The organism is Collinsella aerofaciens (assembly GCF_964283865.1).
Lineage (GTDB): Bacteria > Actinomycetota > Coriobacteriia > Coriobacteriales > Coriobacteriaceae > Collinsella.
Map to the genome: position 1 here is coordinate 1 of NZ_CAXYLS010000006.1, position 24,468 is coordinate 24,468.

At 58.3% G+C, this 24,468-nt stretch carries 16 protein-coding genes, 2 tRNA genes and 1 rRNA gene; 3 read left to right on the forward strand and 16 right to left on the reverse strand.

The features are described from left to right. The 12 genes from ACRX4W_RS05050 to ACRX4W_RS05105 all read right to left on the reverse strand — a co-directional run. Positions 1 to 274, reverse strand: a 16S ribosomal RNA gene (locus tag ACRX4W_RS05050); the annotation flags it as partial. 884 nt (positions 275 to 1,158) lie between these two features. Further along, entirely contained in the window at positions 1,159 to 1,956 is a 798-nt protein-coding gene (locus ACRX4W_RS05055; RefSeq protein WP_253057066.1) for a TraX family protein, read from the reverse strand. A gap of 193 nt (positions 1,957 to 2,149) precedes the next feature. After that, positions 2,150 to 2,225: transfer RNA gene (locus ACRX4W_RS05060), tRNA-Lys, on the reverse strand. Between the two features lie 28 nt (positions 2,226 to 2,253). Continuing rightward, entirely contained in the window at positions 2,254 to 3,534 is a 1,281-nt protein-coding gene (locus ACRX4W_RS05065; RefSeq protein WP_432299479.1) for an aminopeptidase, read from the reverse strand. Between the two features lie 89 nt (positions 3,535 to 3,623). After that, complete coding sequence (locus ACRX4W_RS05070; RefSeq protein ID WP_432299480.1) at positions 3,624 to 4,199, reverse strand: hypothetical protein; 576 nt, start codon at positions 4,197 to 4,199, stop codon at positions 3,624 to 3,626. Beyond that, a complete protein-coding gene (locus ACRX4W_RS05075) occupies positions 4,200 to 5,078 on the reverse strand; it encodes a phosphoribosylaminoimidazolesuccinocarboxamide synthase (RefSeq protein WP_035136481.1) in 879 nt (292 codons plus the stop codon). It lies immediately after the preceding gene. Between the two features lie 118 nt (positions 5,079 to 5,196). Continuing rightward, entirely contained in the window at positions 5,197 to 6,762 is a 1,566-nt protein-coding gene (locus ACRX4W_RS05080; RefSeq protein WP_161194423.1) for a sensor histidine kinase, read from the reverse strand. An 11-nt stretch (positions 6,763 to 6,773) separates the two neighbouring features. Continuing rightward, positions 6,774 to 7,496 carry a response regulator transcription factor gene (locus tag ACRX4W_RS05085; protein WP_006236208.1) on the reverse strand — a complete coding sequence of 241 codons (723 nt, stop codon included), beginning with the start codon at positions 7,494 to 7,496 and terminating at the stop codon, positions 6,774 to 6,776. Between the two features lie 153 nt (positions 7,497 to 7,649). Further along, a complete protein-coding gene (locus ACRX4W_RS05090) occupies positions 7,650 to 8,861 on the reverse strand; it encodes a hypothetical protein (protein WP_432299483.1) in 1,212 nt (403 codons plus the stop codon). After that, entirely contained in the window at positions 8,861 to 9,124 is a 264-nt protein-coding gene (locus ACRX4W_RS05095; RefSeq protein ID WP_117564003.1) for a TIGR03905 family TSCPD domain-containing protein, read from the reverse strand. Before ACRX4W_RS05095 ends, ACRX4W_RS05090 begins: the two co-directional genes overlap by 1 nt. 128 nt (positions 9,125 to 9,252) lie before the next feature. Further along, positions 9,253 to 10,599, reverse strand: a complete 1,347-nt coding sequence (purB, locus tag ACRX4W_RS05100) for an adenylosuccinate lyase (protein WP_432299484.1) — start codon at positions 10,597 to 10,599, stop codon at positions 9,253 to 9,255. Positions 10,600 to 11,155: 556 nt separating this feature from the next. Next, positions 11,156 to 11,230, reverse strand: a tRNA-Gly gene (locus tag ACRX4W_RS05105). A gap of 297 nt (positions 11,231 to 11,527) precedes the next feature. Between ACRX4W_RS05105 and ACRX4W_RS05110 the strand changes: the two genes are divergently transcribed. Beyond that, positions 11,528 to 14,959, forward strand: coding sequence for a SpaA isopeptide-forming pilin-related protein (locus ACRX4W_RS05110; protein WP_432299486.1), 3,432 nt, complete (start codon positions 11,528 to 11,530; stop codon positions 14,957 to 14,959). A gap of 66 nt (positions 14,960 to 15,025) precedes the next feature. Here ACRX4W_RS05110 and ACRX4W_RS05115 read toward each other — a convergent pair whose 3' ends face one another. Then, positions 15,026 to 15,244, reverse strand: coding sequence for a hypothetical protein (locus ACRX4W_RS05115; RefSeq protein ID WP_022094153.1), 219 nt, complete (start codon positions 15,242 to 15,244; stop codon positions 15,026 to 15,028). A gap of 21 nt (positions 15,245 to 15,265) precedes the next feature. Further along, the gene (locus ACRX4W_RS05120) at positions 15,266 to 18,412 is read right to left on the reverse strand and encodes a hypothetical protein (RefSeq protein ID WP_432299488.1); all 3,147 of its coding nucleotides are present in this window, start codon (positions 18,410 to 18,412) and stop codon (positions 15,266 to 15,268) included. A 198-nt stretch (positions 18,413 to 18,610) separates the two neighbouring features. Between ACRX4W_RS05120 and ACRX4W_RS05125 the strand changes: the two genes are divergently transcribed. Continuing rightward, positions 18,611 to 19,633 (forward strand): helix-turn-helix transcriptional regulator, encoded by a 1,023-nt coding sequence (locus ACRX4W_RS05125; protein ID WP_117647825.1) that lies wholly within the window; start codon positions 18,611 to 18,613, stop codon positions 19,631 to 19,633. Next, the gene (locus ACRX4W_RS05130; protein ID WP_253057054.1) at positions 19,620 to 20,537 is read left to right on the forward strand and encodes a helix-turn-helix transcriptional regulator; all 918 of its coding nucleotides are present in this window, start codon (positions 19,620 to 19,622) and stop codon (positions 20,535 to 20,537) included. The genes ACRX4W_RS05125 and ACRX4W_RS05130 overlap by 14 nt, the downstream gene beginning before the upstream one ends. On the opposite strand, the gene ACRX4W_RS05135 is transcribed toward ACRX4W_RS05130, so the two are convergent. After that, positions 20,534 to 23,428 carry a helicase C-terminal domain-containing protein gene (locus ACRX4W_RS05135; protein WP_349102506.1) on the reverse strand — a complete coding sequence of 965 codons (2,895 nt, stop codon included), beginning with the start codon at positions 23,426 to 23,428 and terminating at the stop codon, positions 20,534 to 20,536. The two genes, ACRX4W_RS05130 and ACRX4W_RS05135, sit on opposite strands and share 4 nt — an antisense overlap. Then, positions 23,422 to 24,387 carry a D-alanine--D-alanine ligase family protein gene (locus ACRX4W_RS05140; protein ID WP_432299491.1) on the reverse strand — a complete coding sequence of 322 codons (966 nt, stop codon included), beginning with the start codon at positions 24,385 to 24,387 and terminating at the stop codon, positions 23,422 to 23,424. The genes ACRX4W_RS05135 and ACRX4W_RS05140 overlap by 7 nt, the downstream gene beginning before the upstream one ends. Positions 24,388 to 24,468 lie beyond the last annotated feature (81 nt).

Here is a 24,468-nt window from a genome sequence, read left to right on the forward strand (position 1 = left end):
TGTCGGCACGGTGGGCCGTCACCCCGCCGTCTACCTGATGGGCCGCGGAGCCATCCCCTCCCGTCGGGGCTTTAGCCCGGGCGCCATGCGGCGCCCGGGGGTATCCGGTATTACCCGTCCTTTCGGGCGGCTATCCCGGGGGAGGGGGCAGGTTCTCCACGTGTTACTCAGCCGTTCGCCACTCGCTTCCCTCCGGAGAGGGGTGCCGTTCGACTTGCATGTGTTAGGCGCGCCGCCAGCGTTCATCCTGAGCCAGGATCGAACTCTCCGTCCAAAATATCTGGGCTTCGAGCCCGTCCGGTCCTCTCAGTTCATCGCTGATCGGTTCCGTTCGATTCATATGGTTCTGTATAGGAAAAGGAATTTCTCGGGGCCGCCTCTCGGCGGCCTTGCGAAAAACAAATCCAAGTTAGACCATTTCAAATGGTTCGATGTCTGCCCGGATGCGACACTGAATGTGTCCATCCTCGCAGTATCCGGTTCTCAAGGTGCACGCTTTGCGGCTCATCCGGTCCGACCGGGCCGCGCGGCAAGGAGATATATTGCCAGACCGGAGGGGCGCCGGGGGCGGGAATCGCGCACTCCATATTTTGTTCACAAATGAATAGGTCCCTCAGTCGCATCACTGAGGTTAAAACTGAAGCATTGGCTTCTGATATTGGCGATGACCAGCTGGTTTATAGGTGTTAAGGCATCGGTCATCTCTGGAGCGCCACTTTACTCCAAAAGCATCAGCTATTTGTTTCCCGTCGGTAAAAGGCAGGTTTTGTTCGCCAAGCGTTCTTATATATAGAGAAGTTCGGGTTCGAACCCGTGGCGCGGCAACAAAAAAGCGACCAGCCGGAGCCGATCGCTTTCTATTCTATGCTGGATCATCCAGAGGGCGCTTCCGAACTCATTTTCTCGCTGCCATTCATGCTTTCGAAGCATCGTTCGACCTCCACAGCCTCATGTTTTGAGGATCTGCCGTGTTTATCACTGTTATTAATGAGTATGTGGAAGTGATCCTCATACAGATACGTGCGATCCGCCAGAGAACTGAGAAGCATCTCTCTGCAACCCTCGTTGCCTATCCTCGCATCTCTCAGGTCTTCCGGAAATTTACAAGCAGTCTTAGAGTCAATTTGTTTCCGTTTTCAGAGACTTGTTTGAGAGTTTTTAAAGACAGTTCAAAACAATAAGTGAAACACCATAAAGCAGAGCAAGATGTGCCGGATAGAAAATGTAGAAGAAATATTTGAGCTTCAGCCCTCGCTTACCATTATAAAGATTGATAAGCAGCAACGAAACGACCGCGGCAGCAACATCAGGATTAAGTACATTAGCTGTAGCAAACTCAAATCCGCCGCCAACTATATGGCATGACGAAAGGAGCACTGCACATACTGCAGCAAAGAACATCTTGGCCTTGCTGTCGTGGAATAAATAGAATGCGGCCACAAGCATAATGCCATACACACCGCCATCTAGTTTAGTGTATTCAGCTGCCAGTGCTGTCAAAACAATCAGAGCAGTTTCTGCGATGTATCTTTTCCGTTTTGAAAGACTTTGTATCTTTTCCAGAACAATCAAAAAGACCAAGGAAAGCAGGAGCTCACACATAACATTTTGTTGCCGAAGGTCAAATAGTTGCCCGGTTTGGACGAAATCGTATATGGGCTCCGCAATGATTGCGAAGACAAGCATATTTCGCAGGTACTTCTTTAAGTCATGAGTATGCAAAAATCCCTCAACTATCAAAAAGCAAAATAAGGGAAATGCAATTCTGCCAAGAACATGAAGCACATCCGAAGCCTCGCTTAGAATCGCCCACTGTTCGTCTGATATCTGACTGTACGATGCGTGAGTCATGATTCCATTGGTCAGGACGATCCTGCTTACATGATCGAGAACCATCGAAATGGCTGCTATTATCTTTAATGTGCTGCCGCTAATTCCGTATCTATTTGTTTTCATTTCGTATTCCTTACTTTGGGTGGGCCGTCAGGGGTTCAGCCTGCTCCGCAGGCGGCCGCTGCGGCGCTTCGCGCCTTGCGCGCTGCGCTGGCAAACGCTCACGCGTTTACTCAGCTCCGCGCCCTTTCGGGTTCGAACCCGCGTCGCGGCAACAAAAAAGCGGCCGGCATCCGCCAGTCGCTTTTCCATTCTATGGTGGGCCGTCAGGGGTTCGAACCCTGGACCTTGGGATTAAAAGTCCCCTGCTCTGCCAGCTGAGCTAACGGCCCGCGGGTGGCATTGTACCACGGTCTGGGACTATTCCCAACTCCATTGGCCGTTCTGGAAAATCACAACTTCACGTCCATCAGGCGTAATGCCCGTAATATCGATGTCGTCCGTGCCAATCATAAAATCGACGTGCGTGCTCGAGACGTTAACGCCATGCTCCAGGAGCTCTTCCTTGGACATGTCATACCCACCCTCGATGCATTCGGGGAAACCGACACCTAGCGCGAGATGGCAGCTAGCGTTCTCGTCATAGAGCGTATCGTAGAACAGTACGCCACTTTCGCGGATCGGCGTGTTCTTGGAGATGAGCGCGACCTCTCCCAGGTGAGCAGCGCCCTCGTCAGTATCGATGATGCTTGCGAGCGTTGCCTTGCCCACACGGGCATCGTAGTCCACTACGCGGCCGCCCTCGAACTTAATCCAAAAATCGTCGACCTTATTGCCATGGTGGATGAGCGGCATGGCCGAGTACACGATACCGTCGGCGCGCATGCGATCGGGCGAAGTGAAGACTTCCTCGGTGGGAATGTTGGGGAAGAAGGGGTGCCCTTCGGGCGTCTTGCCCTTGCCGCCGGCCCACTCGTGACCTTTCGTCATGCCAATCGTCAGATCGGTTCCATTTGCCGCGGCGTAATGCAGGTAGTCGAAACGATTGTCGTTCAGAAAACGCAGGTTCTTTTCGAATGCGGCGTCATGGAGTTCCCAGTCGCTCTCTGGGTCCTGGCCATCGGCGCGCGCGGTGTGCAGAATCGCATTCCACAGCTTATAGATTGCAACCTCATCGGCGTCTCCCGGGAACACCTCGTGCGCCCAAGCCACGACCGGAGCGCCGGCGATGCACCACGGATTGATGTTGTAATCCAGTCCACGGCGGAAAACTTTGCATTGCGTATTCCTCGCCTTGGATGCCGCGGCCGGCTTGGCTGGATCGATGCCCTTGAGGGCCGCAGGATCCGCCCCCTCGATAAAGACAAAGCAGGCACCATCCTGGGCCAGGGAATCCAGCTGCATGCGCTTCCACTCGGGCGTCTGCTCAAAATAGCTTTTATCGACATGCTCGTACGTGAGCCTCGTCACGGCATCATCGGCCCAAATGACCGTCACGTGGCCAGCGCCGGCGGCATAAGCCTCCGCGACCACCACGCGGGCAAAGGATGCGCACTCGACCGGAGACTGAACGACAACCTCCTGGCCGGGCTTGACGTTTACGCCCTTGCGGACAACCAAGCGCGCATAGTTTTTAATCTTGGGCTCCAGGGCCTTCATGCCCTCCAGAGCCTCTTCGACCGTCAGGGCAGCTCGAATCATGTGCCACTCCATCTATCTATAGAACAGTAAAAAGGCGCGCCGCAAAAACGACGCGCCTTATATCTTAGCGATAAGTATGCATGCAAACGCTACTTCTTCTTGGAGTCCTTCTTGTCCTCCTCGGCAGCTGCGCGCTCGATAAGAGCGTTGAGCTTGTTCTCGGACATGCCCTCGGCCTGCGCGCGATACATGTTACGCAAGGGACGAATACGAGCGAAGTCGTAGACAAAGTCACCCAGGATGATGACATAGGACAAAACGATGCCGACCATCTGAACAGGACTGGACACCGTGCCGCCGGGAGCGAAGTAGAGCGAAGCCCCGATTGCCACGACGAGCACCATGCCGATAGCGAGCACAGCCCACCAAATACGGCGGCGCTTGGTGTAGTCCTCATCCTGCTTGAGAAGGATATTCGACACCGTGTAGATGCGGTCCTCCTTGGCGCGCTGCTTAGCCTTGCGGGCGCGCTTCTCCTCTTTAGAGAGGCCCTCGAGGTTCTCGCCCTTCTCGAGCTCTTTGCGGCGTGCCTTAGACGAAGCCGGCACGACGCGGACAGAGCTCGCTGCCTGACGGGCAGGCTTAGCAGATGCGGCGGACTTGCGCGCAACCCCGGTAACCTCGTGGGATTGCGTGCGCTTGTTCGTGGCGCTACGGGTACTCACTTATGCGTTCTCCTTCATGCTTGTGAACTGGGAGCCCGTGATGATCTGGAAGGCCTCGCGATAGCGCTCGGACGTGCCATCGATGACCTCGGCGGGCAGGTGCGGGGTCTCCCCCGTCATATCCCAGTTGGCTTTGAGCCAATTGCGGACGAATTGCTTGTCGTAGCTGGGCTGAATCTTGCCCTCCTCGTAGCTGGCGGCAGGCCAGAAACGGCTGGAGTCGGGCGTGAGGCACTCGTCGATCAGCGTAACCTTGCCATCGATGACACCGAACTCGAACTTGGTGTCGGCAATGATGATGCCACGGGTCGCTGCATACTCGGCGGCAGCCTTGTAGATCTTGAGGGAAAGGTCGCGAATCTGCGTGGCGATGTCCTCGCCCACGATCTCGCAGCAACGCTCGAACGAGATGTTCTCGTCGTGGTCACCGATCTCGGCCTTCGTGGACGGCGTAAACAGCGGCTCGGGAAGCTTGGAAGCCTCGGTCAGGCCCTCAGGCAGCTGGATGCCGCAGACGGTGCCGTTCTCGTCGTAGGTCTTCTTGCCCGAACCGGTCAGATAGCCGCGGACGATGCACTCGATAGGAATCGTCTGGGCCTTCTTAACCAGCATGGCGCGGCCGGCGAGGTAGTCACGATACTCAGCAAACTCCTCAGGGAAATCCGCCGGGTCGATGGAAACGAGGTGGTTGGGAACGATGTCGGCAAACTTATCGAACCAGAATGCCGAGATGCGGTTGAGCACCTCTCCCTTAAACGGAATCTCGTCGGGAAGAATGAAGTCGAACGCAGAAATGCGGTCGGTGGCGACCATCAGCAGGTTTTCACCGGCATCGTAGATATCACGAACCTTGCCACGGGAATCCGGACGACGCTCCATCGTTGTCACGTGAGTCACTCCTTACCAAAATACGACAGTAATGCGGGTTCTTTCCCGCACGTTTTCGCAAACTCGGAGCGGCAGGGACGAAACCCCTCCTTCACCGAATAGCGAAAAGCTAGTGCTCCATTGTAGTAGATGCCGCGTCCGCCGTGTGCTCGCGAGGCAGATGAATCGTAAAAGTCGTACCCTTTCCAAGCTCCGACTCCACGGATATGTAGCCGTGATGGCGCTCGACGATCTGTTTAGTCACGGCGAGGCCCACGCCCAGACCGCCCGCCTCACGGGCACGGCTGGCATCGGCGCGCCAAAAACGGCCGAAGATGCGCGACAAGTCATCCTTGGCAATACCGATGCCGGTATCAGAAACGGCGATGCTGACGTGTTTGCGGTCACTGAGCACCGACACCACGACCCAACCGCCCTCGGGGGTGTAGCGCATGGCGTTGCTCATGAGATTGATGACGCATTGTGTGATCATGTCGGGATCGGCTTCGACGACATCGTCGTGACCTTGGGTCTCGTCAGCAAAGCGCAAGCGCAGATCGCGGTCGACAAACAGGCGCTCCTGGGCATTGACGATGGAACGCACGAAAGGAACCATGTCCACCGGCTCAAGGTTGAGCGGGGCCGTGCTGTTTTCCATGCGCGACAGGTCGAGCATCTGCTGCACCAGACGAGCCAGGCGACGCGTCTCGGAAGCAACAGTCTCCAAGTGCTCATCGTCGGTAGGATATACGCCATCCTGCATGGCCTCGACCGTTGCGAGCATGGCCATAAGCGGAGTGCGAAGTTCGTGAGCCACGTCCGAGGTCAAACGTTTCTCGTGTTTCATATCCTTCTCGAGCGATGTGGCCATCTCATCGAATGTCTCGCCCAGTTGATCGATCTCGTCATCGCCGCGCAAGCCCGTACGAGCAGACAGATCGCCATCGCGAATTTGCTTGGCCGTGCTGGTAATACGGTGAATCGGCTTGGTGAGCATGCGCGACACGAGTGATCCGATAACGACCGAAATGCAAACTGCAACAACCGCAGCAAGGGCCATGGCGTTAAAGGTCTTCTCCCTAAACGCAGAATCTGCCTTGGTGAGCAAGGCATCGGAGCCGATGGCCCACAGCTTTACTTGTCCGACATGCTCGCCGGAAGACGTTATGATTTCGACGTTTGCAACGCTATCGGAGCCGGTGGGAGCCGACGAGACCGGACTATGCGATGCTTTTTTCCCGCTCGAGCTGCTCGACGGCGATTCGTTCTCGCGCACATCGGCGGTCGCGCTTGCCGAAGGCCATGAGTCGTCATAAACGACAACGCCTTTCTTGTTGACGACCTGCATACTCAGGTCGTCGGACACCAAACTTGATGTCGCGACCGTACGTAGCTCGCCCGCAGTCCAATTGCCGTTTTCCTCATACGACGTCGCAAGCTTTTCGGCAGCGGAATTTGCGATTTCGACGATATTGGAGCGCGTGTAATCCGAAAAGACCGTGCCCCACACAACAGAGACCACGCCCACCAGCACCAATACCGTCATGAGCGATGTCAGAGCAAAAGCAAGTGCCATGCGCGAGGGATAGCTCATCGTTGGCCGTGAATCGGAGCGAGGCGTGTTCCAACTAGCCTTGGAACCCGCCTCGCTCTCCTGCTTGTGCTTTTGTCCGATTTCAAAGCGCGCAGGTGTCATATGTGATTTCCCTATTTCTCGTCCGACTTATCGGTCTTGGCCGGAGCCTCGAAGCGATAGCCGACACCGTGGACGGTGTAGAGCCACTTGGGCTTCTTGGGATCATCGCCCAGCTTGGCGCGAAGGTTCTTCACGTGGCTATCGATGGTGCGCTCATAGCCCTCAAAGTCGTAGCCGAGCACCTTCTCGACCAGCTCCATGCGGTTGTAGACGCGACCGGGGTGACGGGCAAGCGTGGTGAGCAGCTTAAACTCGGAAGCCGTCAGGTCGACTTCCTTGCCCTCGACCAAAATCTTGTGGCCCGAGATATCGATGACCAGATCGCCGAAGTCGAGTACCTCGACGGCTGGCTCGTCGGCCTGATGGGCACGGCGGAACAGAGCGCGAACGCGCGCGACAAGCTCGCGCGGCGAGAACGGCTTAATCAGATAGTCGTCGGCGCCGAGCTCAAGACCGATAATACGGTCCTCGATCTCGCCCTTGGCAGTCAGCATGATGATGGGGACATCCGAGGTATCGCGAATGGTGCGGCAAACGCGCTCGCCGGGGATCTTGGGGAGCATAAGGTCGAGCACGACCAGGTCAAACTGATGCTTCTCGAACTCCTCGATCGCGGACTGGCCGTCGCCGACACCCACAACCCAGTAGCCTTCGCGCTCGAGATAGGCAGCGACGGCGTCACGGATTGCCTTCTCATCCTCGACCAGCAGAATCTTTTTTGCATCTGAAGCCATAACACGGCCCCCCTGTCTCAATCAGCTAAGAACAAGCCCATTTTAACGCACCTGAGCCCGCCGGATGCCACTATGACGCGGCAGCTCGGCGGGCGGTACTCACAATTACAACGCGTTTATTCCCCTGTTGGCGCCTTTTTAACCCCTCTAAGCTTAAAGAGAGAATAGGCGTGCGGTGACCGTCTCGGGTATACCCTGGCTGTTGCGCACCGTGGCGTACGTAAGAAATGAGTCCGATTTTCCCGCCGTAGCTGGATAATCGCCATATTCCAAAGCGCGGTCGGGCGACAGTAGCGAGCCATAGGTCTTGGCAGAGGTGTCGATGAGAAAATGCGATGCCTGTACCTTAACGAGATATTTATTCTTCTTGCCGGCAGCACATGCGAGCGGCTCGCGGGACAGGAAGAGGTATGGCCCTCCCTCATTACCGATATACGTGCCCATGTTGCCCAGGCTGCCCACGCCACTATAGGTCGCCTCGATAGAAAACACGAAGGTATCGCCCATATATACGGCCTCGAAAGGCGAGACTGACGAGGGAAGGACTAGCTGGGCACGTTTGGTGTTGTTGCCATCGGTCAGATCGATTGCCGTTATGCCGTAGTAGACGCCCTCGTCGTTGCGGACACGCGGCGAGATGGTCAAAATGCCGTCGCTCACGCGCGGGGCCGACGCAAAGCGGCCCGTCGATTTCCAAATTGTCTCGGCCTTGGATTCATCAAGCGAGCGACGATAGCAAAACGAATCACTACTCGTTTTATTGCCGCCTGCCGAAGGCATTTTATACCAGATGGCTGATGACCCGAACGTCGTAAACAGTGGCGGATCGTAGTCCTTGCCACCTCGATCGAGCTCAACCACGTCGCCAGAGAGCGAAGCGCCCGACAGATTTTGAGCGTAGAGCTTCCACGATGAACTGGCAAAGTTCATCTCAACCCACGCAAACACGCCGTCGCCGGCACGGACATCGTAAAAAGCATATCCCGTGCCCTCGATAGGATTCTCAATTAATGTGGTAAGCGAGCCATCGCCCAGGTTGAGCACACCGAGTGTGTTGGCGTGCAGTGCCGATGCGGGCGCCATCATTGCCGCAGCATAGTCACCATCGCAGTAGTACAGCAACGTGCCCAGCGGCAGCGTCCACGATGCCGCCGGCTCAAGATCGATGTCAACTGCCTCGTACTCATCAGTGATCGAGACAATCTTCGAATCGTCCTTGATAACCTGCGGCTCGCCAGCGGCATCATCACTGGTGCCTGTTTTTTTCGAACATCCGGCAAGCACCGTGGCAGCGCCCGCGGCAGCTCCACCGAGCACAAAGCCGCGACGCGATATTCCGTTCTTGATGTGGTCGGCGATACCCATTAGGCGATCTCGGCGCGAGCGGCCTCGATAGCGCGCGTAAGCTGATCGGCGCAAGAGGTCTTCTTCATGCCGCAGGTATTGCCGGCAAGAACCTCGATCACACGGTCAGCAGGAGCGCCCTCGACCAGTTTGGAGATGGCCTTGAGGTTGCCATCGCAGCCGCCGGTAAACTCAACGCCCAGCACCTTGCTGCCGTCATCGGAAAGGTCAAGGTGAATATTGCGAGAGCATACACCCTGCGGCTTGTAATCAAACGAAATCATGCGATCCCCTCTCAGAATGTTATTCGAGACGACTATTATCCCCGTCTTTCCCTAAATGCAACGAGGCGCTTTGCCGGCAACACACATTACCAGCAAAGCGCCCTAAAAAGCTAACGTTATGCCCGAACCTACTCGAAGCTCAGCTGCTCCAGGCGATCGAAGACTGTGTCGATGCGGGTGAGGAAATCCCACGGATCGAAAATCTCGTCGAGCTTCTCCTGGCTGACGGTACAGCGCGGGTCGGCCTCGAGACGCTCCTTAAAGGTGGGACCGGAGACGCAATCCTGCACCTCGTGCCAGGTAGCCATGGCGTTTTCCTGCACGATAGCATAGGCATCCTCGCGGGTGATGCCCGTATCGACGAGGGCCAGCAGGACCTTGGAGGAGAAGATGAGGCCGCGAGTCTTGTTGAGGTTGGCCATCATGCGAGCCGGATACAGCTGCAGGCCGTCGATAACGCGGATAAGGCACTGGAACATGTGGTCGAGTGCGATAAAGCTATCGGCCTGGGCGACGCGCTCGGCAGAGGAGTGCGAAATGTCGCGCTCATGCCACAGGGCGACATTGTCGAAGGCAACCTGGGCATTGGACTTCACGATGCGCGACAGGCCACAGACCTTCTCCATGGTGATGGGGTTGCGCTTGTGCGGCATGGCGGAGCTGCCCTTTTGACCCTTGCGGAACGGCTCCTCGGCCTCGAGCGTATCGGTCTTCTGCAGATTGCGGACCTCGGTAGCGATGCGCTCGCAGGTGGCCGCGGTGGTGGCGAGAACGCCGGCAAGGTAGGCATGGTGATCGCGGCTGATGACCTGCGTGGACAGCGGATCGTGAACCAGACCCAGGTGCTCGCAGACATATTCCTCGACAAACGGCTCGATGGAGCTATAGGTACCGACGGCACCAGAGATAGCGCCAAAGGCAACGTTCTTGCGGGCATCCTCAAGACGGTCCAGATCGCGCTTGAGCTCCCAGGCCCAAGAGCCAAACTTCATGCCGAAGGTCATCGGCTCGGCATGGATGCCATGAGTGCGGCCGGCGCAGAGCGTGTTGCGCTCCTCGAAGGCACGACGCTTGCAGATATCGCCGAGTTTCTTGACGTCCTCGATGATCAGGTCACAGGCCTGGGTGAGCTGGTAGCACAGGGCCGTGTCGCCCAGATCGGAGCTGGTCATGCCATAGTGAACCCAGCGGCTGGGCTTGGGGTCGCCCTCGGGAACATCGGCATCGATGTACTCCTTCATGTTGGTCAGGAAGGCAATGACGTCGTGGCGCGTGACTTCCTCGATCTCGTCGACCTTTGCCTTCTCAAAGTTGGCATGGTCGCGGATCCACTGGGCTTCGTCTTTAGAAATGCCGATCTTGCCGAGCTCCGCCTGGGCCTCGCAGGCCAGAACCTCGATCTCCTGCCAAATGGCGTACTTGTTCTCGAGGGAGAAGATGTGTCCCATCTCCGGGCGGGTATAGCGATCGATCATAGCGGCTCCTTTTTGGTTATTGGCACGTTGGTCGTAACCCAACCATTGTACCGTGCGCAGGTGCAAGTATGGACAGTAGGCATGAACCTAACATTTTGGAATTGGAGCGGGCAACGGGACGTCCGCGCGCCCGCGTCGCGGACGTGCACCGGCTGTGGTTAGCATGCCCCGGTCCGCAAAGCCGTCGAAGGAGACCGGATCGAACCGAGTGTCCAAGCATCCCCCTTGGCCGATGGAGCGGGCAACGGGACGTCCGCGTATTTGCTTCGCAAATCCGCACCGGCTGCGGTCGGCATACCCCAGTCCATGGAACCGCTCAAGGCGACCCGGTCGAGCCGTGTGTCCCAGTGTCCACCTTTGCTGAGGGAGCGGGCAACGAGACGTCTGCGTATTTGCTTCGCAAATCCGCACCGGCTGCGGTCGCCTATCGGCGCCCTTGCCTGCTCGCTATAAACGCTTCGCGTTTATTTAACGCTCGCACCCTGTCGGGTTCGAGTCCCGGCACTTGATAGTAAAAAGCACGGCACCGTGATGGTGCCGTGCTTGTGCTCTTAACTGGAGCGGGCAACGGGACTCGAACCCGCGAGTGTCAGCTTGGGAAGCTGATGCCTTACCACTTGGCGATGCCCGCTTGTGTGTTGGCTAGTATAACGCGGTTGTCTTGTTCGATACAAGGGTGGCGATGCTTGTTTTAGCTGTGGAGATTCGTTTGGAAAACATGTCAATTGTGGAGACGAGGACCTTTGACCTCCTGTTCTCCCTATCTTCTACCTGCACTTTTATCTGATTGTTGTATTTGGGCTCGATTTATCAGAAATCGGGCAAGCTTTTGGTCAGCTTCTGGTACTTACCCGCATGAACCATGGCGGTAGCCTCATCCCAAGCGCCGCGGCCTCCCCGTGCGGCGCACGAGGGATAAGGAGCAGCCATGTCCAACGCACCCACGCACTCTGTCCACAGCGCAATCGCAACAGGTCCGCTGCTCCTGCTCCTCTTCCTGCTTTTCGGCTGTCTGGCACCGGGAGCCGCATTTGCCGTCGATGGCTACGACCAGCTCGGCTTCCGCACTATTAGCGATGATTGTGGGCCCTTCTTTATCGGCAAATATGAAGCTCAAGACGCCTCGATTGCCTACTGCATGAACCAGGAGCGCCCCGGCCCCACCAAGCCGGGCGGCCCATGGCTCAACTTTGATCAAGGCTGGGTGTGGCTCGACGACGAGTTCGCGGCAATCGTTTGTCACGGATATCCTACCGCCACGTCGTTTGGCGCTTACCATCTTTCACCCGATCGCGCCCGCGCCGCCACCCAGCTTGCCGTATGGATGCTCAACGGCACTACCCATGTCGACGGCACCTACTCCTACACGACCGCTCAGGGCAAAACCAAGAGTGGGCACTTTACCGCCGACAATGAAGTCGTGGCGGCTGCGCGATGGCTCCACGACAGCGCAAAATCAGGAAGCATCAAAGCCGCTCCGCACCGCGCGCGGCGCTATTTAGGAACCGTATCGGGCGGCAGCAAACGTCAAGACATGCTCTATGTACTGCCGACGGTCTCTGTTTCCTTCCAAAAGCAGTCTGCGAACACCGTTATTACCAGCGGAAACAATACCTATGAGTTTGACGGGGCAACATTCGATGTTTTTGAGAGCGCCAGCGGCGCGCGTGTCGGCACCGTCCAGATGGACAGCAACGGTCGAGCGCAGGCAGCACTTCTGCCCAACACGGCATACTACCTAGTTGAAACGAAGGCGCCGGCCGGCTATGTCCCCCGTCGTGATCGCATCGCCTTTACCACGGGGAATGACGATGGACAGGTCGCCATTGATGAACAGCCCGGCACCATCAACCTGTGTATCGTAAAACTCGATGCCGCGACGAATGCCGGCCCCCAGGTGGGATCCTCACTCGCAGGAGCAGAGTTCACGTGTGTGTCGCAATCAACCCCTGGATGGGCGCAAATCCTCACGACCGACGAAAGCGGTCGGGCCACTCTCGCCGATGTCCCCTTAGGAACCTTTACCATCTACGAATCAAAAGCCCCCGAGGGCTACCTGCCATCCAACGACAGCTGGACCTATACCGTTGGAGCCGACCAGCTCGGCGATTCAGGCGTGGTCGAGATCGAATCTCGCGTTTCCGATATCCCCATTGCGTTTGACCTTGAGATTTCCAAATTCAAGGATTACGGCAGTAGCGACCAATCCGGCCTAGAGCAGCCGGCGGGAGGTGTTGTCTTTGAGGTTGTCAGCAACAGCTCTCATCAGGTTGTTGGCACACTGACCACAAACATCTATGGCTTTGCCTCCACCAAAGATCAGCCCGAAGCATGGTTCGGCACAGGCAAGCGACCCGCCGGTGTCCACGGAGCCGTCCCATACGACCGTGCCGGCTACACGATTCGCGAGGTTCCAGAAACCGTCCCCGAGGGTTTTAAACGTGCAGGGGAATGGACCGTCGGGGCCAATCAGATTTCCAACGGCGCCGAGCTTCAATATATCGTGGACAACCACGCTCTGTCGACGCATCTCCAGATTGTAAAACGCGATGCCCAAACAGGCGCTTCTGTTCCACTAGCCGGATTCACCTTCCAACTTCTCGACAGCAATCACGAACCTGTCTCACAAACTTGCTGGTATCCAGCACATAACGTAATGGACACCTTTACGACTGACGCGACCGGGACCGTCACACTGCCCGAATCGCTCGTGCCGGGCACCTATTATGTACGCGAAACCTCGGCCAAAGAGCCCTATCTTGTCGGCGAAGAGATCGAGGTAAACATACCCGCCGACATGAACCTAACGCCCGTTGCAATCGCCTCGTATTATGACCACGCCGCGACCGGAAACATCAGGATCGTTAAAACCGATGCCGTAGACGGCAGCAGCCTCGCGGGCGCCATCTTTGAGATCCGTGCCTCGGGTGATATCGTGCGCCCCGACGGTAGCATTGCCGCGCTCGACGGTGAGACTGTCGCTACCGTCACAACGGATGAAACTGGAGAAGCACGCGCGGACGACCTCCCGCTGGGATCTGGCACCGCACGCTACGAGGTTGTCGAGACTCAAGCGCCGGCAGGCTTCCTGCTCGACCGAACGCCCCATATCGTAGACCTCGCTTATGCCGACCAGAAAACGCCCGTTGTGGAAGCACGGCTTAACGTATCCGACGATTACACCAAGGTTGATATCTCCAAGGTCGATGCAAGCGGTGAGCAGGAAGTGGAAGGCGCACAACTCACCTTATATGGTCCCGATAAAACCGAAATAGACTCCTGGACCTCATCCGACAAGCCACACCGCGTCGAACATCTTGCAGCCGGCACCTACTCGTTGCGCGAAATGATGTCTCCGCGGACCTATGACCTTGCCGAGGAGATAACGTTTGAAATAAAGGATACGGGAGAAGTCCAATCCGTCGCGATGAAGGATGCGGCCATCGAGATCAAAGGACAGGTCGACAAGCGTCAGGAGCTTGTCCAACCTATCGGGAAGGGTCTACTGGCCAACGGCGATGGTAAAAATCGCGCCGCAACGCAAACCAATACGGACGGTCTTTTCTCCTATACCATCGACGCTCGAAACGATTCAGCTACCTGGGTTGATGAGTTCACAATTACCGATGATCTTGAGTGCGCCGAGGACGATACGGCGAGATTCGTCTCAATCGAAACCCCCATCGCCATCGGCGACCTCAACGGTCTGTGCAACGTGTGGTATCGCACGACGCCGTTGGACTCGACAGACATCGATGAGCCGGCAAACGCGACACTTGACGATGGGCACGAAAATCCTTGGCTTGAGTCCGACGAAGTAAAAGAGAGCCTGGGTGAGGACTGCCACCTCGTCGATTACGACGGCTGGCACCTCTGGAAGGCGGATGTCTCGACCACGGAATCCACCACACTCGAGGCGAAAGAACTCGACCTTGCGTCCAATACCGTCGTAACGGGCATTCGCATTGAATACGGTGCAGCAGCCGCCGACTTTACGACTCGAAGCGATGCGGATTCCTGGACCCGTGATGATCTCAAAGATGAGCACGACGACCTTGACGATGCCAAAGCAGTCCTTGGCACAGACGCTCGGGGCGCAGTCGTGCACATGCAGGCAACGTCGGCTTATACGCCCCAAACCGCACTCACCAACAGCGCGCGCGTCGATCTTTGCCGCAACGGCGGCGGCGATAAACTTGAGTCACATGACGAGGACAGTGTCATTCAACGCTGTACCCTACCGCAGGACCTACCGGCAACAGGATCAGTTCCCATCACCGCTTGCATCACCGCGCTTCTGACCTCGGGTGCCGCAGCCCTATGGTTCGCTCGCCTTAGGTCGATCCCAAAGAAGCTCTAGCGCGATAAAAAAGCGGGCGAGCCAGTCCCCCGGCTCGCCCGCTTTCAATCATTTAAATCGCCGTATCTACTCTGCAGACGAAGATCCACCATCAACGATTGCCTGCTCGGACTCAGGAATCCCATCGGCACCCGTGCTCTGTTCTTGCTCCACCTCTTCGCTGATTGCGGAGGCGGGGGTCGAGCCCTTCGCACCCACGATGTAGGCAGCCCCAAATCCTAACGCAATGGCGATCAAGGTCAAAATCACGTAGACAGGCCAATGGCGCTTAATATACGAAAACACGTTGACTCCTTAGAGCTCCGTCTACGAACGGCGGATAACCTCGGTCACGACCTCGGATACCGTGGCAATGTTCGTCGGGTTGACATTGTGGGGCAGGTCGTCCTCAGTACGAGCGCAAGCCAGGCGCGTGCCGTCCACGCCGGCGATGGTGAGGGCTCGGCGGCTCGCCTCGAGCGCGGCGTAGGCATCGGTCTTGGCATAGGGCATCTCGAGCGCGCCACAATCGACATGGAACGACTTGCACACCTTGCTGACCAGGTTCATGATGCGGCGATCGCCCTTGAGCAGCTGCTGTTCGCCCTCGACCGTCACCACCGAAAGCCTACCGGCGCCGACGGATTCAAGATTGATGAAGAATACGCCGCGGAGCTTATCACGATGCGAAGCCAAGAAGGCCTTCATGCCAGCGCCATCACAATCCGAGGCACCCGTTGCCACAAACCAGATATCGTGACCGAGCAGCTCATCATCGCCCATAGAAGCGACAGCCGAGAGCATATCTTCGGAAGAAGCACCGTCGGAAGACGTAGCGCCGCCCTTCCAGCCATCGTTATCGTCCTCGAAATTATCCCACGAACCGATGCCGCGACCGGACTTCTTGGCATCGTAATCGTCTTCGACGCCCAGCCAGTCACTCATGCTGTCCTGTTCGTTTTTCTTTTTACGACCGAACAGGCCGCCCAGGCCGCGCTTGCGAGACTTAGGTGCCGCAGGGGCGGGAGCCGAAATGGTCTCGATCGGCTGTGCGCCCGACGCAACGGGCATAGGAGGCGCAACGGGTGCCGATGTGGGTTCGGGACCCTGAGCGGTAGCAAAGGGGTCGTTGACCTGTGCGGAGGGATCGGGAAGGTCGAACAGCGACGTGCGAGACGCAACGTTTGTCTGCTTCATCGACGGCAGCGACGGATCGGGGACCGAAGCCAGCGGAGACGAGGAGGGTGCAGGCGACGGTGCCGACGCCGGATCGGGAACATTCATCTGCGGACGCGGCGATGCTTGGGAGGAAATCTGGGCCATAAGGGAATCGACCGTTTCGTCCTGAGTGGGAGCGACATCGGCAACCGTGGCACCGGAACCACTCGGGATCGGCATGGTGAAAATCTGCGTGGAGTAAGGCCTCGACCCATCTGTCTCGGGAGCCTCGGAAACCGCAGGCACTTCCTCCTGCTCGACCTCGGTCGAATCACCTTGATCGGCTGCCGCGTATTGCCCTTCGTCACAGTTGACCTCGACGGGCTCGTGCCCGGCGACATCTTGGATTTCGGCAGCATCAATAGGCTCGTCATCGTCTGCCGCGTCGCCCTGCTCATCGGAAACAGGAAGGGGCTCGGCAATCGCGGTGCCTTGCTTTTCAAACGTTATCGTGGAATCGAACTGCGCGGCATCAAACGACATGGTGCTATCGACGTGCTGCTGAGCCTCAAAGGACGTTGTAGCTTCGGCGGCGTCGACAGGCACGGACTGCATAGCCTCGTTCTGCTCGAACTCTTGCGCCGCGCGCTCACGTGCCGCCTCGGCTGCCTGCTGCTGAGCGATAGCCTCCTGCTCGGCAGCCTCGCGTGCGGCAGCGCGCTTCCCCTCGAAATCGTCGACAAATTTCCTGCCCTTTGCAAGCGCACCCTTAAAGAAGTTGGAAGCGCTGGCGCCAATCGAAGAGAACGCGGATGCAATATCGGCATGGGGCGTTGCCGCGGGAATCTCGGCCGAGAAATCAGTATCGCTCTCGTAAGACACGCGCCTCGGCTGTTCAGCGTAATCGTCGTCAGGCTCGTCCGTAACGTCTTGCGCCGGCGCGGCGGGAGCCAAAATGTCCAGTCCTGCCGCGGGATCGATCGCGGACACCGCCTCGGGCTCGGCAACGGCAGCGGCAACCGCGGCAGACTCATCATCCACGGCGACAACGGGCGCAGATGCAGTCACGACGGGGGCAGGCTCGGGCTCAAACGTCGGCTCCTCGCCTTCCTCGTAATCGAGCGTGCAGGACTCGGGAAGCATTCCGAGCGCACGGATGGCATCCGAACCAAAGCGGATGTTGCCGGCGGCATTGCGATAGAGCCTGGGCTCGGGCTCGGCCGCGACAGGCTCCTCCGCCGGCTCGGCAGTGGGAACCTCGTCATTGAACTCTTCGGCCTGGACAGCCTGATTCTGATCCTCGGGCACGATGGCGCCAATCAGCGTCTCGTCGGCAGACGCACCCTCAAAGCCCTCGATCTGCTCGTCGAAAGCCTCGCCCTGTTCGGGCTCGGTCTGAGCGTCGGGAGCAATCGGCTGACCGAACTCGTCCTCGGCGTAGGTAGGCTCTTCATACTCGATGGTGTTGCCGTAGTCGTTTTGCTGTTGGGCCGCGGCATACTCCGCTGCTGCGCGCGCCATCTCCTCGGCACGACGCTTCTGCTCCCCAAAATAGGTATCGAACGGAACATCGTCGGGAAACTCGTTTTCGCCCTGGAAGGGAGCAACGTTGTCCATAACGCCGAGCATAGCGGCGACAGAAGACTTGTTGCACACTGCGCCGGACGTATAGGGAAGCACAAAACGGTTAGAAATGATGTTTGCCGCGCTGGCGAGCGCAACGAGGGAAGCGAGGATCGCGACAATCCACAGCAGAACCTTGAGCGCGCCGGGGAGCGGCAGGATACGCAAGATGGCAACGGCAGCAGGGGCAACCGTGGCAACGGGCAACAGCTTGGCGATGAGCGCACGATACGAAGCATAGGGCTCGCGGGCGAGCAGCTCAGCACGGGGAGAGTCGTAGTGTGCGACAACGACCACCGGGCGGTTGCGCGGAGACGCGAGCGGGCCCGAGGCCTTGTGGTAGGCGATGACATTTTGGCTCACGCCCGTCTTGCCCAGGCGCGAAACCACGGGGTGGCCCGTGCGCTCGAGCACGTAAAGAACGGCGCCGACAATGGCCAGCAAGGAGCCGACCAAGCCGATGCCGCCGCCGATGCCCATCAGCAGGGCGCCGGCAAACGCAAGAATACCGGTAACGGCAAATGCCAACCTGCTGGGCGCCGGGGCATTGAACTCCTGAACCTCGGGATCAAAGCCGTGGTTGCGGAAGATCTGAGCGATATCCTCGGCAGCCAAGCGCTCTTCTTCGCTGCATGCCGGCGTGATGCCGGTGTTCTGCAGCAGGTGGTTAATATAGTTCTGGGTGTTCGCCATGTGCGCTCCACATCCATAATCCGACAAATAGGCCCAATGCATGCACATTAGAACCGTATATAGTCGAAAGTATACCCCGAGCGAGCGCAAACGACCGAATTCGGGCCATCTTAACGCCCCGAGCGGACAAGGATATAGCCTAATCTCCATATCGGACTAAAATCATGGCAGCAAACCACCTTCTCATGCGAGGACTCTATGACGGCAAGCGACGCGACCGCGACAATTAAAAAGGGGAATTCGGAGCCCAGTTTCGATAAAACGGCTCAGCGCATCCTCAATCTTTTCTTTGTACTCAACAGCTCCCCCGAACCGCTGACGACCGAGCAGATCGTCTTGGATTCTGACCTGGGATATGGCTCGGGCAATATCGACTCGGATAAGCGCAAGTTTCGGCGCGATCGTGACAAACTGCTCGAACGCGGCATCTTAATCAAGGAAGTTCGCCCCGCCGGCGCGCAGGAGACCGAGGAAAGCTCATGGACAATCGACCGCGAGCACACGTTTGCGGCAGGCGGCCTCATCACCGCAGACGACGCCGATATCCTGCTCAACGCTATCGACCAGACAATAGCGGCCGGCTCATCCACTTTTGCCGCGCCGCTTGCCGATATTCGTTCCAAGATTGCCTACCTCACCGGCAGGACGACGGCGGACGAAGCACCGATCCGCCGCTCTCCCACCGTCGATGCGGTATGGAGCGCCTTTGCCGAGCGATGCGCGCTGCGATTTTTATATCAGAACGGACGCGGTGAGCAGAAAGAGCGTACCGTCTGCGTCTACGGCATGTTCGAGCGCGAGGGCGTTGCGTACTTCTGCGGCCTCGACAATGCCACCGACGACATCAGGACATTCCGCTGCGACCGTATCGTTCGCGCTTGGCGTCCTTCGAAGGCCTACGCCATCCCTGCAGACTTCAATCTCAACGACTACCTGTTCTTTGAATTCGATTTTGCCGACCGCCCGCCCGTTGCGGCTACGTTCTCGTTCGCCCCGCAGACGCAGATCGATATGATCAACGGCCTCACGCGCGGGCGAGGTGAGCTCGCACACACCGATTCGGGATGGACTTGGACCGTTGACGTGCGCGATCTTGAAGCCGCCGCCTCATTTTGCATGGCCCACGCCATGGACGGCATGAGGCCCATGGCCCCCAAATCGCTCAAGCAGGCGTGGAACCACCTCATTGAAAGGACGGTGCACGAGCATGCCCGTGCGTAAACTCACCAGCGAGCAGAGGCTCTCGCGCGCCATCGACATCATGGAGGCCCTCTACGCCGCCGGCGAGAGCGGCATGACACGAACCGAGATTTGCAGTCGCTTTGACATCACGGGGGCGTCGCTCGACGAGATTCTCGAGATCGTCTCGACGCTCGCGGACCGAGAATCGGGTGCGCGTATCATCTGCGAATGCCACGGCGAGCGCGTGGTCCTCACCGGTGACGCCGGGCGTGTACTACCGCTGCGCCTGAGTGCCGCCGAGGGCGCTGTGCTCAACCACGAACTTGAATCGTTGGGGATCGAGCCCCAGGCGGCGGCTCGAATTCGACATGCTCTTCTACCCGAAGAGCTCGGCTATAACCAGCACGTCTTTGACACCGTCAACCACGGGTCGCACTGGCAGCAGCTGAGCTGCGCCATTCAGGACGGCGTTCGCTGTCGTATCTCGTATCGCTCGATGGACGATGCGCGGCCACGCGAGCGTCTGGTCGACCCCTTGCGCATTACAGCAAACGGCGACCAAACATATCTGATTGCCTGGGACATCGCGGTCGATGAGCAGCGCACCTATCGCATGGATAAAATCGAGGGACTCGCCTTGACGGAAGACTCCGTCGTGCCTCACGCACCGGACGTTGCATCCCTCCACGATTCCCTTGCCCGGACGCAGCGTAGCGCAAAGCTCTTGATGCCATTCGATATGGCGGAGCATCTGGACTGGGCCGGCATCACCCTCATCGAGCGCAGCGGGACAGACATGGCAACGGTAACCGTACATTACGGCTCCGAGCGTTGGCTGCTGAGCCAGATAATCGCAGCGGGCGGAGCCATCCGCATCTTGGATGACCCCGCCCTGTCAAAGCGTCTGTGCGATATGGCAAAAACCCTCTTCTGTCCGCTTTAGCGCCGCCGCTCGTGGCGTGCACGCCACAGCTGTAGATAGTGCCCGATCTGCGCCGATTCGATGCGCTGGTAGGAGCTCGTGGGCAGCGACGTTAAGAACTTCTTGCCATAGCCCTTCGTCACCAGGCGAGGATCCGCCAAGATCAGCACACCGCTATCGGTCGACGAGCGAATCAAACGCCCCGCGGCCTGCTTAACCTCGAGCACCGCCTCGGGCAGCGAATAGCGCGCCCATGCGCGGTCTTCGCGCAGGTTGCGCTCGCACGAGAGCGGGTCCGTGGGGCTCGAGAACGGCAACTTGGGAATGATGACGCAGCGCAGCGTCTCACCGCTGGCATCAAACCCCTCCCAGAAGGCCTTGAGCGCAAAAAGCGACGAGGTCGGTTCGTTGATAAACCGGTCGCGCAGGCGACGAGGAGATGAGTTGCGCTGCTGGCAGTTGAGCTCCAGACCCGCACGGGCCATCTTGGGCTCAACGCGGGCGTATAGGTCCTCCATGTCGCGCCGATTGGTGAACAACGTGAGCACCGATCCGCCCATAGCAAGATGGGCGTCGACCAGTACGCGGTCGAGCGCCGTAAGATAGCTCTCACGATCGCGCGGATCGGGGATATCGCCCGCAACGACTACAGCCATGTTCGAATCGAAGTCGTAGCTCGAATCCAAGTGCAGCGATGACGACGTTGAAGCACCGATGCGATCAAGGCCGACCGCATGGTTAAAGTGCTCAAAGCTTTTGGACACCGTCATGGTCGCCGAGGCAAAGATAGCCGTGTGAACCTCGGGTAGCCACTCGGTTGCCAAAGCCTCGCCAATGTCGATGCGCTCTGCGGTCATCGACTCTCCGCCGGCACGAAGTCTGCGATTGACCTGCAGCGAATACACGTAGTGTTCATCGGTGCCATCAATGATGAGTTTGAGGTTCTCGGCCAGCTCGTGCAGGCGGCGCGAGATATCACCCAGGTCGACAACAACCTCGGGCTTGTCGGCGGCGACGGCTTGCACCAGCGCGTCGACGCTCTTGTCAGCTTGTTCCAATGCGTCGATGCCAGTGTAGGCCGACTGTAAGAAATCATGCCAGTCGTCAGATTCGCGCAGCTCGGGGCCAATCCATAGATTGGCATTGTCATAACCCCCACGCGCACGGCGGCCGAGCTCGCGAACGCCATCGAACACGTCGGCGATTGCCATGCTCGCGCGCGCAACCGTCGACGTCGCCTTGGCAGTAAGGCCCAGATAGAGCGTAGAGCCCTCGGAGGTTGCCAAATCACGGGAAACCTGGCTTAGCGCGCCGGTGCTCGAGCCACCCAGACGCTCAAACAGAACGCGTGATTCGTCCGCCGACACCACGCGCGCCCACTGACGGCGCGCCTCGCGCTCGATGGAATGGGCCTCGTCGATTACCCAATGACGAATCGGAGGCAAAATCCTGCCCTCGGCCGCGACGCTGCGGAACAGCAGGGAATGGTTGGTGACCACCACATCGGCATGCGCCGCACGACGGCGAGCGCCGTGGACCAAACATTTATCAGGGAAAAACGGGCAGAGGCGACGAGCGCACTCGCGCGAGGCCGTCGTAAAGTCGGGACGGTTGACGCTGCGCCACCGAATGCCGAGCGAGTCGAGGTCGCCATCGGCTGATTGGCAGACGTACGCCATAATGACCGCGACCGCCGTGAGCGTGTCCGCCGGATCGCGCTTGGTGGTAATCTCGACCTGGCTGCGGCTCATGCGCTCTAGCTTGCGCAGGCACGGATAGTGGTCATAGCCCTTGAGCGCGCAAAATGACAGACCACCGTCCAGTTGCTCGGCAAGTTTTGGCAGCTCATGGTACATGAGCTGGTCGGCAAGATTGTTCGATTTGGTCGCAATACCAACCGTGATGTTGTTACGGCGCGCTGCCTCGGCAAAAGGTACCAGATAGGCCATCGATTTGCCGACGCCTGTGCCTGCCTCAATTACTCGATGAGTGCCCGTGACCAGCGCATCGCGGACCTCGAGCGCCATCGCGATCTGCTCATCACGCGGCTCGTAGGTGGGATACATGCGATTGACTAGGCCACCTGGCGCATAGTCTGCCTCAATCTCCTCACGACTCGGCATCTTGAGAACCGGCAGTTCATCGGCGTCCACCCGATCGTCGGCGCGATCGGCCTTGAGAACGTCAACACGAGCGGCGCTGAGAGAGAAGATAGAACCAGGGTTCTGCCCTGCCAAGAATGAGAAGATAGGACGATAGGACCAAGGCACGTCCGGATGCATGTCGGCTAGGCGCGCCATGAGGCCCTGGGGCAAGTCGGTGAGCGCCACGAGCAACACGCGCCATACGCCACACAGGGCGTCGACGTCGGCATTGGCACGGTGTGATACCGAGTCGCAGCCAAACAGATCGGCCATAAAAGACAGCTTGTGCGAGGCCAGGCGCGGAAGCGCGATGCGCGACAGCGCCAGCGAATCGATCCAAATATCGCTCACGTTGACGCCGCCTTTGACCGACTCGATAAACGAGCGGTCGAACGTGGCGTTGTGTGCGATCACCGGGCAGCCACCGACAAAATCGGCGAGAGCGGCGACGGCCTCAACCGCCGACGGGGCATCTGCCACATCGGCATTTGTAATGCTCGTGAGCTCGGTAATCTCGGCGGGAATCAGCTGTTTGGGATGCACGAAGGTATCGAAGCGGTCGATGACCTCGCGGCCCGAAAGACGGGCCGCCGAGATCTCGATCAGCTCGTTGTCCTGCACCGAAAGACCCGTGGTCTCGGTATCGAGGACAATCACATCTTCCTCGATAAGGCCGAAGGACTGCGTTTTGGCGCGGTCGGCAAGCGTGGCATAGGAGTCGATGACAAACTGCGGCGTTCCTGACGAAACCGCGTCCTCGATTAGCATGCAATGCCCGCTCGACGAAGGCCCATACGGATCAGGCTGTCACAGACCTGCGGGAACGTCATGTCGTCGGTGTGGCGGATCTCATCCGGATACAGCGACGTATCGGTCATGCCGGGAATGGTATTGGTCTCGAGGATAATGGGACCGTCTTCGCTCACAATAAAGTCGCTGCGCGAGATACCCAGGCAACCGAGGGCCTTGTGAGCGGCACAGGCAAGTTCCTGAGCGCGAGCGTAATTCTCGGGTGAAATCTGCGCCGGAATGCGATGGATATCCGTAGGGTCGACATACTTCACGTCCAGATCGTAGAACTCGCAGTCCTCGGGCTTACGAATCTCGACAATCGGCAGGGCGCGCACGTCATCTTCGCCGTATACGCCGACGGTGATCTCGGTACCCTCGATGCACTTCTCGACCAGCACTTTGTCGCCGTACTCAAACGCCTTGGCGATTGCCGCGGGCAGCTCGGAGGGCTCATGGACCAGGGAAATGCCATAGCTGGAACCGTTGACGGCCGGCTTCACAAAGCAGCGCTCGCCACAAACCTCGACGATATGATCGATATCGACTTCATCGCCCACCTCGAGCGCGAGGCCGGGGGCAATGGGAATGCCTGCCTTGGCGTACAGGAGCTTAGAGACCTCCTTGTCGGCACCGCAGGCGCTGGCAAGTACGCCCGAGGCCGTGTAGGGGATACCCAGGGTCTCCATGGCACCCTGCATGGCGCCATCCTCACCGCCGGCGCCGTGCATGGCGATAAATGCCACATCGAATCCGCCGTTCGCCATGGTTACCATAAAGTCATCAGCGGCCGTGTCAAGCAGCTCCACCGAGGTGTAGCCGGCTTCCTTCAGTGCCACCACAACGTTCTTTCCCGAATCGAGCGAAATCTCGCGCTCGGCGGAATGACCGCCCGCCAAGACCGCTACGTGCATGTTCTCTAGGCTTTTACCCGGCATGGGCAGACTCCTCCTCTATAATTTCTGCAGCTGATACCATATTGTAGCGATACCCTCTACGTTTCCCCAAAATCGAAAGGC